This window comes from Bacteroidota bacterium, assembly GCA_016722565.1.
GTDB lineage: Bacteria > Bacteroidota > Bacteroidia > 2-12-FULL-35-15 > 2-12-FULL-35-15 > 2-12-FULL-35-15.
In genome coordinates this window covers 91,244-105,179 of record JADKIU010000003.1, presented here as the reverse complement: position 1 = coordinate 105,179, position 13,936 = coordinate 91,244, and the positions used below count along the sequence as shown (strand labels likewise).

At 34.3% G+C, this 13,936-nt stretch carries 13 protein-coding genes and 1 pseudogene; 6 read left to right on the top strand and 8 right to left on the bottom strand.

The window, feature by feature from the left end; all coding sequences use genetic code 11:
• The first annotated feature begins 1 nt into the window (after position 1).
• From IPP64_11590 to IPP64_11575, 4 genes and pseudogenes are all read left to right on the top strand, one after another.
• Complete coding sequence (locus tag IPP64_11590) at positions 2–820, top strand: hypothetical protein (protein MBL0330033.1); 819 nt, start codon at positions 2–4, stop codon at positions 818–820.
• A 44-nt stretch (positions 821–864) separates the two neighbouring features.
• The gene (locus tag IPP64_11585) at positions 865–3,438 is read left to right on the top strand and encodes an Eco57I restriction-modification methylase domain-containing protein (protein MBL0330032.1); all 2,574 of its coding nucleotides are present in this window, start codon (positions 865–867) and stop codon (positions 3,436–3,438) included.
• 11 nt (positions 3,439–3,449) lie between these two features.
• Positions 3,450–3,894 (top strand): annotated as a pseudogene (locus IPP64_11580) (DNA-binding protein).
• A 10-nt stretch (positions 3,895–3,904) separates the two neighbouring features.
• Entirely contained in the window at positions 3,905–4,858 is a 954-nt protein-coding gene (locus IPP64_11575; GenBank protein MBL0330031.1) for a hypothetical protein, read from the top strand.
• 195 nt (positions 4,859–5,053) lie between these two features.
• Here IPP64_11575 and IPP64_11570 read toward each other — a convergent pair whose 3' ends face one another.
• From IPP64_11570 to mnmE, 7 genes are all read right to left on the bottom strand, one after another.
• Positions 5,054–5,290, bottom strand: a complete 237-nt coding sequence (locus IPP64_11570) for a hypothetical protein (protein MBL0330030.1) — start codon at positions 5,288–5,290, stop codon at positions 5,054–5,056.
• Positions 5,291–5,301: 11 nt separating this feature from the next.
• On the bottom strand, positions 5,302–5,811 hold the full coding sequence (locus tag IPP64_11565; GenBank protein MBL0330029.1) for a hypothetical protein: 510 nt from the start codon (positions 5,809–5,811) through the stop codon (positions 5,302–5,304).
• 246 nt (positions 5,812–6,057) lie between these two features.
• Complete coding sequence (locus IPP64_11560; GenBank protein MBL0330028.1) at positions 6,058–6,249, bottom strand: hypothetical protein; 192 nt, start codon at positions 6,247–6,249, stop codon at positions 6,058–6,060.
• Positions 6,250–6,366: 117 nt separating this feature from the next.
• A complete protein-coding gene (locus tag IPP64_11555) occupies positions 6,367–7,431 on the bottom strand; it encodes a hypothetical protein (GenBank protein MBL0330027.1) in 1,065 nt (354 codons plus the stop codon).
• Complete coding sequence (locus IPP64_11550; protein ID MBL0330026.1) at positions 7,428–8,549, bottom strand: site-specific integrase; 1,122 nt, start codon at positions 8,547–8,549, stop codon at positions 7,428–7,430. The genes IPP64_11555 and IPP64_11550 overlap by 4 nt, the downstream gene beginning before the upstream one ends.
• Position 8,550: 1 nt before the next feature.
• On the bottom strand, positions 8,551–8,904 hold the full coding sequence (locus IPP64_11545) for a helix-turn-helix domain-containing protein (GenBank protein ID MBL0330025.1): 354 nt from the start codon (positions 8,902–8,904) through the stop codon (positions 8,551–8,553).
• A gap of 233 nt (positions 8,905–9,137) precedes the next feature.
• Positions 9,138–10,535, bottom strand: a complete 1,398-nt coding sequence (gene mnmE / locus IPP64_11540; GenBank protein MBL0330024.1) for a tRNA uridine-5-carboxymethylaminomethyl(34) synthesis GTPase MnmE — start codon at positions 10,533–10,535, stop codon at positions 9,138–9,140.
• Positions 10,536–11,011: 476 nt separating this feature from the next.
• Between mnmE and sucD the strand changes: the two genes are divergently transcribed.
• Positions 11,012–11,932, top strand: coding sequence for a succinate--CoA ligase subunit alpha (gene sucD, locus IPP64_11535; GenBank protein ID MBL0330023.1), 921 nt, complete (start codon positions 11,012–11,014; stop codon positions 11,930–11,932).
• 255 nt (positions 11,933–12,187) lie between these two features.
• Here sucD and IPP64_11530 read toward each other — a convergent pair whose 3' ends face one another.
• Complete coding sequence (locus tag IPP64_11530) at positions 12,188–12,940, bottom strand: outer membrane beta-barrel protein (protein MBL0330022.1); 753 nt, start codon at positions 12,938–12,940, stop codon at positions 12,188–12,190.
• A gap of 135 nt (positions 12,941–13,075) precedes the next feature.
• Between IPP64_11530 and IPP64_11525 the strand changes: the two genes are divergently transcribed.
• On the top strand, positions 13,076–13,936 hold the full coding sequence (locus IPP64_11525) for a hypothetical protein (protein MBL0330021.1): 861 nt from the start codon (positions 13,076–13,078) through the stop codon (positions 13,934–13,936).

Here is a 13,936-nt window from a genome sequence, read left to right as displayed (position 1 = left end):
TATGAAAAAAGCACAATTTACAGAATTTATTAAGGCATTTGATTTTAAAGACCTTTTTAATCAGTTAGGCTGGGATAATTTTAATAATCAATTGCCGGTTGCAATAAACGAGGAAGCGTTTATGCTGCAAGGTATAGCAGAAAAAAAAGGATTCGTAATTATACTTTGCCCTCCATTATCAAATGGCAAAATTCCTTTAAGTAATATTCGTAAACAATTAGAAAGTAAAGTTGCAAATCACTATTTCGAACATCTTATAATTTATTCTGACAGAGATAAGAAACAACAAATTTGGCAACTCGCAATTAAGGAAGAGAACAAGCCCAAACAAGTTCGTGAAGTAAGTTGGTACACACATCAAGATGTTGAAGGACTTTTTCAACGAATGAAAAATTTACTCTTCACTTTAGATGATGAAGAAAAAATTACAATCGTTGATGTCAAGCAACGTATTTCTGAAAATTTTGCACGTAACACCGACCAGGTTACTAAAAAATTCTATGACCAATTCAAAAAGCAACACACAATTTTTCTTGATTTTATTGATGGGATTGATGAGCACATTAGTGATAAAGAAAACCTTAATAAACAATGGTATGCATCTTTAATGCTTAACCGTTTAATGTTCTGTTATTTTATTCAAAAGAAAGGCTTTTTAGACCAAGATATACATTACTTGCAAAATAAGTTAGGTGCTTGTTCAGATAAATCCGGTAAAAATAATTTCTATAGCTTTTATCGCAGTTTTTTGCTAGAGTTATTTCACGATGGTTTAGGTAAACCCGAAAAAAACGTAAACAAAAATTACCAGTTGACTTAGGTAAAATACCTTACCTAAATGGTGGTTTGTTCGATGTTCACGAATTGGAACATCAATTTTCACAAATTAATATTGCTGACGAAGCTTTTAAAAAAATATTTGATTTTTTTGATCAATGGAATTGGCATTTAGATAATAGCATAGAGGCAACAGGTCGTGATATTAACCCAGATGTTATTGGTTATATCTTTGAAAAATACATCAACGACAGGGCAGAAATGGGAGCATATTACACAAAGGAAGATATTACAGATTACATAGGTAAAAACACCATTATCCCATTTTTATTTGATGAAACTGCACGTAACTGCAAGGAGCCGTTTAAATCAAATGGTGAAATTTGGTCGTATATTAAAAATAGTGGTGATGATTATATTTTTGATGCAGTAAAGTATGGTATACGCAAAAATGGGGATATTTTGAGCGATTTACCTAAAGAAATTCAAGAGGGCTTTAATGATAACCTCGAAAAGCAATTAGTAAATGCAGTTAGTAAATCTCACTTGTGGGAAATTCGTAAAACATGGAATCAGCCTGCTCCTAAAGACATTGCATTGCCAACCGAATTATATCGTGAGTTAATTGATAGAAGAAAACGCTACAATGAAATAAATACTAAAATATCAAATGGAGAAATAAAGTCAATCAATGACTTTATTTCCTACAATATAAATATCCGTCAGTTTACTCAAGATTTTATCGAAAGCACACCAGATGCAAACTTTGTTGAGCATTTTTACAAAGCAATTAATAAAATTACAATTTTAGACCCCACATGCGGTTCGGGTGCATTCTTGTTTGCGGCACTCAATATTTTAGAACCAATGTATGAGGCTTGTATTATCCGCATGGAACAGTTTACATCTGAGCAGCCGGCTAAATATAAGTTCTTTGAAAAAACATTAGAAGATGTAAAAAGCGAAAAGCATCCAAACTTACAATACTACATTTACAAAAGCATTATACTAAATAATCTTTACGGTGTAGATATAATGAAAGAAGCGGTAGAAATTGCCAAGCTGCGCTTATTTTTAAAATTAGTTGCTTGTGTAGATGTAAATCCACGGAAAGAAAATTTTGGATTAGAACCTTTGCCTGATGTTGATTTTAATATTCGTTCCGGTAATACATTAATTGGTTTTGCAACAGAAAAAGAAATGTTGGAAACTATAAGAAAGACGGAGCCAATGTTTGCCGAAGCAAAAGTAGAAGATTTTAAAGAGGAGTTTGAATTGGTTGGTAAAGCCTTCAGCCATTTTCAGAACAATCAATTAATTAACGACCAAGGAAGTGATAGTTTTAAAAAGGCAAAAGCTGATTTAAGTGCAAGATTAAAAGAATTGAATCAAAAATTGAATGAATATCTTTCTTCTAATTATGGTATTACGGATTTAGAAAAAAATGTCGAAATAGAGATAACAACAGATAAGGGCAAAAAAACGAAGAAAAAAATCAATCAATTTCAATACTGGTTAAGCTCGCACAAACCTTTTCATTGGTTTGCAGAATTTTACAAAATTGTTGCGGCAGATGGAGGTTTCGATGTAATAATTGGTAATCCTCCGTACGTTGTTTATACAGAAGAAAAAAGTGAATATATATTGAAAGATTATACTACACTGTCTTGCTCAAACTTGTATGCATATTGCACAGAAAGATCGTTTTCGTTACTTCATAGCAGAGGTAAGTTTGGATTCATAATACCTAATTCTAGTATTTCCGCTGGTAAATTGAGTCCTTTACAAGCAATTTTAAAAACAAATAAATCATCATGGATATCAAATTACTCTTGGCGCCCAGGTAAATTATTTGATGGTGCGAATATGTTATTGGCTATAATTATTTCTGATTGCAATACCAAAGATCAACTTTATTCATCACAATATTATAAATGGTATAATGATTACAGACCGGATCTTTTTCAAAATATATCTTATACGTCTGTCCTTGATTTTATTATAGAAGGTAGTATACCAAAAGTTCCAAATGAATTTGCAAAAAGGCTATTGCAAAAAACGAACTCATCAAGTTTTAATATAGAGTATTTCAAGTCTAATTCTGCTACTAGAAATATGATTTATTACTTCAGAGCAGTGTTGTATTGGGTTAAAATACTTGACAAAATCCCTGTGTTTAAAGAAGATGGTGTAAATAAAGTAACAGGTGAGATGAAACCACTATATTTTGATTCATCAGAAAAAAAGTATGTTTTTGGCGGGCTTCTTTCTTCAAGTCTATTCTTTCTAAATTATATTGTTTGGTCTAGTTGTCAAGTAATTAATAGTCGTGATTTTGACTTGAAATTTGATTTTAATAAACTCTCATCACCAGCTAAGAAGAAGTTAGTTCAATTAGGCGAAGAGTTACAAAGTGATTTTCAAGAAAACAGTAAAATTGTCGTTAGGAATTACTCAACAAAAGGACGAGAATTTCAAATGAAAAAGCAATATTTTTATATTAAGAAGTCTAAAAATATTATAGATCAGATTGACACGGTTTTAGCAGAGTATTATGGCTTTACTGAGGAAGAATTGGATTTTATTATTAATTACGATATTAAGTATCGTATGAAAATTTTATTAAGCGATGTGGATATTGAAGAAGATGAGGAGGATTAATAACGATTGTAATGAAATATTTTGGAAACAAAGACATATTAAAACTGCATAAAACAGGTTTTCTTTCTTCGCAAAAATGTTCTGCAGATATAGTTCTTAAAAGCTACGATTGGGCAAAAAATGCGTAAGGAAGGTAAATGTGTTATTACAGGTAATCATTCTCAAATAGAAAAAGATGTATTTGAGATTTTGCTTAAAGGAAAGCAGCCTATCATTCTTGCATTAGCCAGAGGCATTCATAAACAATTCGATAAACCTATTCTAAATGCAATTGATGCTGGTCGTTTGTTGGTAATTACTCCATTTGACGAAAATACAATTCGTGTAACTCGTGAAACAGCTTTCCTTCGTAATAAGCTAATTGTAGATTTAGCAGATGAAATGGTGGTGGGTTATATGAGCGAAGGCGGGCAATTGGCGGATATTTTTCAAACAACAGATTTTAAATTAATATAAACCACTTCAAATGATCAACATTAAAGCAATTGTAGAAAAAATAAAATCATCTTATCCTCAGATTAGGGTTGAAGAAAAAGTTAAAATTAACGAGCATTTTATTGCTGATTATGTGATTATTCAAGCATTAACAATTAAAGCCATTTTTATACCCTATAAAAAGTTGCCCGATACCTTATGGGAAAAATATGTTTCAGGTGAAAATTCTAAAATAGTCTATTATTATAATGATAAAAAAATATATGTTGGAGAATTTGGGGTTAATGGCGCTAGGTTAATTGAATTAACCAATATCGATTCGATATTTACTCCTTTTAAAAATGAAATAGCTTTTAACCAATTTGAAATACTTGAAAAACATAAAACGATTGTAGACTTGCTGTATGGTTTTGAGCATAAGATCATACCGCATTGCAACAATGGATCAGGATTAGTTTATTTGAAGAGTGAATTAAAGCTATTACGTTTGATTGATCATAATAAAGGTGGATTTACTCATAATATTAGATGGGATGAATACCATGAAAAAGAATCACTTGTTCCATCTAATTATGGTGATGGAACATATTATAATATGGACGGTAAATTTGAAATGTCTTTAAACATAAAATTCACTCCCTTTTCAGATAAAGAATTAGTAAAACAGGATGAAAATCAATTAACAATTAAATTATATGCAAAGGGAGTCTGGTTACATTTTCCTGATAGAAAAGACATAAGAAAAAGTTATGAAAGTTCAAAGCCTCTGTTATTACATGATTATGGCAGTCTGAAAATTTACGAAAATAATAGTATAAAAAACGACTTAAATATAGCTCTAGATTACTTTCGTTTAAGCAATAATAATAGAAATGACACAACCGAATTACACTGGCCAAGCAATTTAAAAAGATTTGAAATTCTTTTAAAAAATGCACTATCAGTTTGTGAAAAAGAAGGTGTAAAATCAAGCTATTTTGAATAGTACTTTTTTATAGTTCATATAGATATCGTTATCTATAAAATATTTGACTTAACGTTTGAAAAGGTTTTGATAATTGAGCTAGAATTTTCAATTACCAAGAAGGATTATAAATCAGAAAATTTTGATGATGTAATGTTAACACTTATTTAGCCAGCTACTCTCTGGCGCCCCCCATTCACTTAATTGTGTTGGGGGTTATTTTTTAAACTTGAACTCCTTTTTCTCCTTTTCTTTTCTATTTTCCCTAATTGTATAGATAATTATACCTCCAATTATTAGTATTCCTCCAATGACCAAAATCTTTGTTAAATTACTATTTCCTTGTTGCCCTGGCGCTGCATTAGGGATGGAAATTTTAGGTTGCACAGCCGCTGGAATACCAGCAATTGATGTCTCGCCAAAAAGGCTCTGTAAAGCTTCTCTTGTTATCATGTTTTTAGGTTTTAAATTAAGTTAGTGAATCGTATTAAGTGGTCCTCAATCCATATAGCGCCATATGTCCCAAATACAAGCATATGGCGTTTCTGTGCTGGTAAAAATTGTTTGTGATCAAAAGCAGTTAGGTCTATACCAAATGCCTCAATAGTTTTTAATGGCACATCAATGAATTTATAAGCCTCAATGCGAGAAATTATAAATTTTATGGTCAAGTCTCTTTGTGCTGCTTTCTGCTTGTAAGCATCCATTACTGGATCTTTAGGTAATACTGCTGGTTCAGATACAATGACTGGAGGAGTGGGTGCGACTTCAATTGTTTTTGCCTCCATCTCTTTCTCTTCCTTTTTTTTCTGATCGTTTAAGCGTTTCTGCCTGTTTTTGCAGAAATTGCGTATCCCATTTTTTTCAGGGCAATAGCACTGAAGCATATGATCGGCTTCAAACACTTCCTTACAATACTCATAAGCGCATATTTTTATGTATTCGTTGTCTGGGTCTACTATTTCATTTTCCATTTTATTTATTGTTTTATTTTATTTTTATCTATTCAAAAGTTTTAAGACACGCGGGATTTCCATTAAGTTTTATTTTTTATGTTCTTAGTGTTTTCATTATTTGTTTAGAATATAGTTATCTACTTCATCAGCAATTTCTTGATTGCTTTTGCTCTTCTTGCAGCAACGTATGCTTCCAATTCTGTTTTCTTGAATAGCAGTTTCCTCTTGCCACTCCTATAGTGGGGCAAATCGGATTTTTCGACCTTAGAATATAAACGTACTCAATTTTATTTTTAGAAAGTGAGCAGCTTGTTCAGCTGAAAGGAAGTCTTCATCCTGAATAGAAGGATTGAAAGTTGAAGTGTGATTGAGTTGTTCAATCGTAGCTTTAATTGCAGAATCGACTGTCAATCTTATTAGATCACGAATTTCTGGTGTTAATTGAAGTGTAGCCATAGGGTTTTGAATATGGCTGTAAAAATAGACGAGCGAATTGTCAATTGCAACGCCCTTTTGGTGCCCTTTTTAAAAAGGTATCAAAAGGGCACTAAAAGGGCCCCACTTTCTTGGTATCTACTTTTTTCTTTGGCTTGGAAGGATGTATTGTGCTAGTTCTTCTAAAATTATTTTATCTTTTGTTGGTTCTTTTTCTGTCTTTCTTAAGACAGCCAATACAGAGGAGAGGTTTAATTCTTCGATTTTATTAAGATTTCTTTCTAGATTAAAGTTTTCCGCAAGCCACTTTGCTAAGTGATCATTAGTCAATACATATATCTTTTTATTATATCGTAATCTTTTAAATAACTCAGCAAACACATTGCTGTTGCCTTTAAATGATAGTTTTTGAGAAGTTTTATTTAACATGATTAGATTATAGAGATTCTTATGATGTTTTTTCTCAAAATATGGTTCCAGTTTTTCAACAAATGTTTTCGCAAATTGTGGATCCATTGTGATGGTTCTAAACAAAGGAATAGTTTCATTTTCCTTTTGCTCTATAACTTCTGGACTTTCAACATCTAAAGCTTCAAGAATAACATTGCTTATAGGTATGATTTCATCTTCTTTCTTTTCGTCAATGATATTTGTAGCTTCAACTTCCAAATCTTCAACAATGGTATCACTTGAATTGTATGCTTTATTTATTAAGAAAATTCTGTTACGTTCAAGCCAGTTTACAATTTTTTCTAATCTGAGATTTTCATTAAAAAAAATTCTTGTTTTTACAAAAGTGTATATATGAAATTCAACTAATCCTATAAAATTTTCTGATGACGCATAATCGTTTCCTAAAAACAAAACCGATTGATAAGATAATAGTGGTTCAATTTTATAGATATCCATGGTTAAAAGCTTCCAGCCTAAATAAGTATTGTATAAATTATAGGAAGAAGGTAAAATGTAATTTCTATATTTTAGATTTTCAGTTAAGTCTACCTCTTTCTCTTTCATAGCTTTGAGGAGATGGGTTTCCTCTTCATCTATGAATTTTAAATCTTGCAAATGTTTAGGAATAGAATCTAGATTCTGAATTAGTTTCTTTCTCAGATTATCTATTATTTCAAAAGCATCAATGTCATATTCATGTCTAGATACTGTTGGGAAACCAGCGGGGAAATCTTCTTCAATGTCTATCATAATTCTATATCAATTAAATTAGCAGCATTTACTTTTGTTTCAGTTAAAATTTTTGCATATATCATTGTAGTTCTAATATTTTTATGACCAAGTAATTTTGAAACAGTAAAAATATCAGCCCCTTTATTTAATATAAGCGTTGCATATGTGTGGCGGAAATTGTGTAGGGTGATTTTTTTCTCAATTCCCGCTTTTAACACCCATCTTTTTAATCTATCGTTATTACTGTCATTGTATTTTAAACCATAAAATATTTTTTCATTAGGATCCAATGGTGTTCCTAGAATTTGAACAGCTTTATCGTTAATAGGATGCATAATTACATCCTGAGTTTTCTTTTGTGTCAGATGTAAAAAATAGCCTTTTCCTTCTGTATGCTGAATATCTTTCCATTTCAGCGCTGAAAGGTCTGACCAGCGGAGGCCAGTCAAGGCGGAAAACAAACAAGCAGTTTTTATAATTGGCAGATCGCAATCAGTTTGAACCAATTTTTGCAATTCTTCTTGTGTTAAAAACTCACGTTTACTTTCCTTTTGTTCTATCCCTTTAACATGTTTAAGAGGATTGTCATTTATCAATCTTTCATCAAACGCTTGAGTAACAGCTGCACGGAATTTGTTGAAATAACTTGAAGCTGAATTTTGTGCTAGCTTTAATCCTCGCACAGTATTTAATCTTTCAGCATTTAGTAAATAGTTTTTGAAACGATTACAAAAGCTTTCATTGATTTCACCCATGATGCATTTTCCATTTGTAAAAGCCTGAAGATAGTGTAATGCACCTAAGTGGTTATCCTGTTTTCCTATATCTTCTTGTCTTTTTTCTATCAGGCTATTGAAATATTTAAGGAAATCCATTTTTTTATTCGTAGAATCGAAGATGCCATCTTGCTCATTCAATATTCCTTTTTCACGTTTGAGTCGGAGTAAATTTGCAAAATTTAAATTTTCCTTATTTATTCTTTTTTCTTCTGCGTTTTGGGGTTTCTTATAGATCGTTCTATTTAAAAATTCTCTGCGTGTTAATTTGCCATCATTTTTTCTGATAGGAGGGTAGTAGTCTAAATAAAGACTCATTAACCCATTTTTTAATTCTTTTTGACGAAGGTGTACAGCCATTTTATTTTAAAAGTTTAGTAATTGATTTCCTTTGAATAATTATTCGTCCACCGAGTTCCGCAGAGATAATTAATTTCTTTTTGAGATAACGATGTAAGCTCATTCTGCTGATACCGAGAAGTAAACACGTCTCTTTAATACTTAAAAATTCTTTTGCTTGAATAGTATCGTAATCGATCCCAACTGATTTTTCGTATTCTTCTTTTTGAGCAGATTCTATTTTGTCATTTCTCTTGTTATTCTTCCATGATTTTTTAGAACAACTATGAGAGCAAAATTTTGTAACCGTAGTTTTCGCGATGAATGGCGTTTTACAGAAGGTACATATTTTTGGTATCTGAATATTGCTGCTCATTTGTAACATGATGTAACATGTTGTAACATGTTGTATCAATTTGTAAACCTCAAATTTTTAGAAGTACAGAAAATTGTACCTCGAGTGGTTGAGGTACAGCAAAGGTACAATCATTTAAAGTTTATAAGCAAATCAATCGGAATAAAAAGTAATTAACAATTTCTCTGTAAGTATTGTTATTATTGAGTTAGGTGGGATTAAGTATGATTGATTCGTATTAAGTAATATGGGGATTACTTTCCGATACAAAACCTGCTAAAAATATTCGTCAACAAATCGTCAGACGAAATTTCACCGGTAATGGTGCCGAGGTAGTGGAGTGCCTGACGAATGTCCATCGCTAAAAAGTCGCCCGAAACATTGTGGTTGAGTCCGTCTAAAACTTTTATTAAAGCCACATTGGTATGGCGCAACGCTTCCACATGGCGGGCATTGGTAACAATGGTTTCGGTAACGTTAATGGTGCGGTTGTCGAAAAGGGCCACCATGTGTTTTTTAAATTCGTCAATGCCAATTTTTTCTTTGGCAGAAATAAACAGCATGTCTTTGTACTCCGCAAATTCGCGGTAGGTATATTCCATGTCTTCCTTGTCAATTTTATTGGCCACCAATACCAGTTGAGCATTGTTTAGGTGTGGGGTAATGTCGTTGACAATTAATTTTAATTCGGAAGCGGTAATTTCATGCACATCAAACAGGTAAATGGCAATGGACGAAAGTTTAATTTGTTCGTAGGCTTTTTCAACACCTATGCTTTCAATAATATCGTTGGTTTCGCGCAAGCCTGCTGTATCAATAAATCGGAATTGAACACCATCAATGGTCATTTCGTCTTCAATCACATCGCGGGTGGTTCCCGGTATGTCCGAAACAATGGCGCGTTCTTCGTCTAATAATGCATTTAATAAAGTAGATTTTCCGGCATTGGGTTTACCAACAATGGCTACGGGAATTCCGTTTTTAATGACGTTGCCCACTTCAAACGAATCGATTAAGCGTTGCACAATGCGTTGAATGGTATTGACCAAGGTTTTTAAATCGCTACGGTCGGCAAACTCCACATCTTCTTCACTAAAATCCAATTCTAATTCGATGAGGGATGCAAAGTCGATTAAGTTTTGACGCAGCGTTTTTATTTGGTTGGAGAATCCACCACGCATTTGTTGCATGGCCACTTGATGGGAAGCAGACGATTTGGATGCAATTAAATCGGCTACGGCTTCTGCTTGTGATAAATCTAATTTTCCGTTTAAAAAGGCTCGCAAGGTAAATTCACCATGATTGGCTAAGCGGGCGCCTTTTTTTATAAATAATTGAATGAGGTGCTGTTGGATAAATTGGGAACCGTGACAAGATATTTCAACGGTATTTTCACCGGTATAGGAGTGGGGAGCTTTGAATAAACTCACCAATACTTCGTCAATAATCACGTCATTTTCATGAATCACCCCAAAATGAATGGTATGGGATGCTTTGTTTTCCAGCTGCTTTTTCTTCAAATTTTTGGTGGCAAACACACTTTCGCAGATAGCAATGGCCTGTGGTCCGGATAAACGGATCACGCCAATGGCTCCAATCCCTTGGGGAGTGGCAAGGGCAACAATTGTATCGTTATGAGTAGCGTAAGTCACAAATGGATGTTAGAACTGTGTTAAATATAGGGATTTTCTGGGAAATGGAAGTTTTTTGGTGAAAGCCATCGTTCAAATGCCGTTTATTCATGGGGATTCTTTTAAAGGAGCACTTTCCTTTCGCTCCGAAACAACCATCCACCCGCTTTTCGTTGCAATCTTTGGCAAAAAAGCCAAAGGATTTTCACTGCAATCGGGGCTAAAGATTGAGTTTTTAGTTTTTTAAAACCAAATAATGTCGTCCCTAGCCCCGTCCCGATAGCTATCGGGAGTAATGAAAAGCCCGCACGAAGGAGGACTTGTAATGAATGGCGGGTGGATTAACCTTTCGGAGTAAAAAGAACCTACTCCTCAACAACCCAATCACCCAATTACTTTTCCACAAAATATCAAAATGCTTTGCAATAATGGTCTAAAACTATACTTTAGCATTCTCAAAAAAAGTCTAACATCTTATATCTAAAATCTAACATCTAATGAGTGTATTAGTAAATAAACAATCAAGAGTAATTGTACAAGGGTTCACAGGAACTGAGGGTACGTTTCATGCCGGACAAATGATTGAGTACGGAACCAATGTAGTAGGTGGAGTAACTCCGGGTAAAGGTGGTTCAACACATTTGGATCGTCCGGTATTCAATACGGTTAAAGAAGCGGTAGATAAAGTAGGTGCGGATGTTTCTATTTTGTTTGTACCTCCTGCTTTTGGTGCAGATGCCATTATGGAAGCTGCTGAAGCGGGTATTAAAGTGATTATTTGTATTACAGAAGGTATTCCGGTAAGAGATATGATTGCTGTAAAAGAATATTTAACAGATAAAGATTGCCGTTTAATCGGTCCAAACTGTCCGGGTGTTATTTCGGCTGACGAAGCGAAAGTAGGTATTATGCCGGGCTTCGTATTCAAAAAAGGAACAGTTGGGATTGTTTCTAAATCAGGAACATTAACCTATGAAGCTTCTGACCAAACAGTAAAAGCAGGATTAGGAGTAACCACTGCCATTGGTATTGGTGGTGACCCAATTATTGGAACAACAACCAAGCAAGCCGTTGAATTGTTGATGAACGATGTGGAAACACACGGTATCATTATGATTGGTGAGATTGGTGGAAACTTAGAAGCAGATGCTGCTCGTTGGATTAAAGCAGACGGAAATCGTAAACCTGTAGTAGGTTTTATTGCTGGTGAAACAGCTCCAAAAGGAAGAACAATGGGTCATGCTGGTGCGATTGTAGGTGGAGCAGATGATACTGCTGAAGCAAAAAAGAAAATTATGAGAGAATGCGGAATTATTGTGGTGGATTCTCCTGCTGATATCGGAAAAGCAATGGCGAAAGCATTAGCGGATGATGTTAGAAAAGGAAGCCCACATCATCATGCAAATCGTGTAGACTAATTTGAGTGACTAAGTGACTAGGTAACTAGGTGACTAAGGGGGTGTGATTGGGTTGTTGCAACGCGTCTCCCGATAGCAATCGTATGAGGAAGCAATCTCAAAATAAATATTTTAAATAAAAAAATCCGGCAGATTTCTCTGCCGGATTTTTTTTACCTTTTTCTTATTTACTTATTTACTTATTTACTTGGTTACCTAGTCACCTAGTCACCTAGTCACCTAGTTACCTAGTCACCTAGTTATCTAGTCACCTAGTTACTTACTAGCCGCTTTTTCCTTATTCCCCAATGTATACACAACCCCTAACATTAATCCTGCAGTAGCACCAGTTGTAGTTTCAGCACCTTGTTTGTAGATGAACGGATTGGCGAATTCTCTGCCTAATGCATCCACCCCTTGTATGTCGGAGAACGCATATTGTAAACGAGCACCACCTAAAATGGCGAAGTTTGATTTTGCAACTTGAATCTTGAATCCAAAACCAATCACCGCTGAGAAATACGATTTCGCAAAACTATTGGTCATGATGGTATCGAGCTGAACACCCGCAGCAGTATAATGGTAAGCTGCTTCGGAAATCATGGTGTATTGTGGACCAACTTCCAGGTAACCACCAATATCACTTTTTAATTTAAAGAACACCGGAATTTGCATGATTTTTAAATTCACATTCGAACTGTAGTCGGTTGTACTTAAAACATTTCCTGCAGCATCCTTGGTGGTAAATGTACCGGCATAGGCTGCACGGTGATTTCCTAATAAACCTTCCACACCAAACCCAACATTACCAAAATACATGGAAACACCACCGCCATAATGAAGGCTCCAGCCGGCTGCATAATCTTGGTCGTCACCGGCATCCGAAATATTGTTGTTAAACAAAAAGGTGGAGTTGGCCGATGCTTTCGCATGAATTTCAAGTGTTTTTTTTTTATCACCGTCTCCGGCTAAACAAATGTTTCCGATAACCAGAAAGCATAGTGTATAAATGAGAGATTGTTTTTTCATAGCAGTTTCGTTTGAGAGATTGTATTTCAAATATAGTATTTTTTTCAAAAAAATACTAATCGGGCAATAATCAGATAGGAATTGGAGTTTGCTTTGGTAAGAATAGACTACATTCGTTGTATAATCCTATTGGCCATGAAAACAAAACTAGTTTCGACCTTCCTGTTTTTAATTGTTGCTTGCACCTCTTTTGCACAGGATACCATTTATAAAACAAACGGTTCGCGTATTATTGCAAGAGTGATTGAAATAAATGCAGCGACCATAAAATATAAGTTTGTGAACAATGGAACAGAGCTGGTAGCGGAATCGAATAAGCCCGAAATCGCATACATCGTTTATTCCGGTGGAATGAAAGAGATTTACAATCCGATGAAAGAAACACAAGTGCATACCCCGCTTTATAAATCAACAGAAACATCAACTTCCAAAACGGTTGCTACGGAGGAGGAACCTGAAGGGAGTAAAACAGCTGGGATGAAAAACATTATTGCTATCAATTGTTTTGAAATTGTGTTTACCAATTTTTCTGCATCCTACGAACGCATTTTTAAAAAGGGACACCTTTCCATAAAAGTGCCGGTATCTATTGGCTTGGGTGGTCGACCGAATCAAGAGAATTATACTTCTCGTTTCGGAACCACACAGTTTTTACAAAACAGATTGTACAGCGGTGGGTTGGAGTTTAACGCTTATCCATACGGACAAACACGCAGTACATTTTATGTGGGACTTTCTTTTGTAGCGGGTAGCTTTACGTATTATAAAGAAACCTATAATAACTCCGGTACACCGTATTACCCATATTATACGAGCACCAAATACATTGGATCCCATTATGCAGGCATGTTGCACTTGGGTGGTTATTTAGGACTTTCTGAAAATTTATTGTTAGGTGCTAAAATAGGAGCAGGCTACAAACGCGAGGAAACCATTGAAATGGATTATACACTTCCTAAATTACAATGCGATTTAAATTTGGCGTATCGTTTTTAA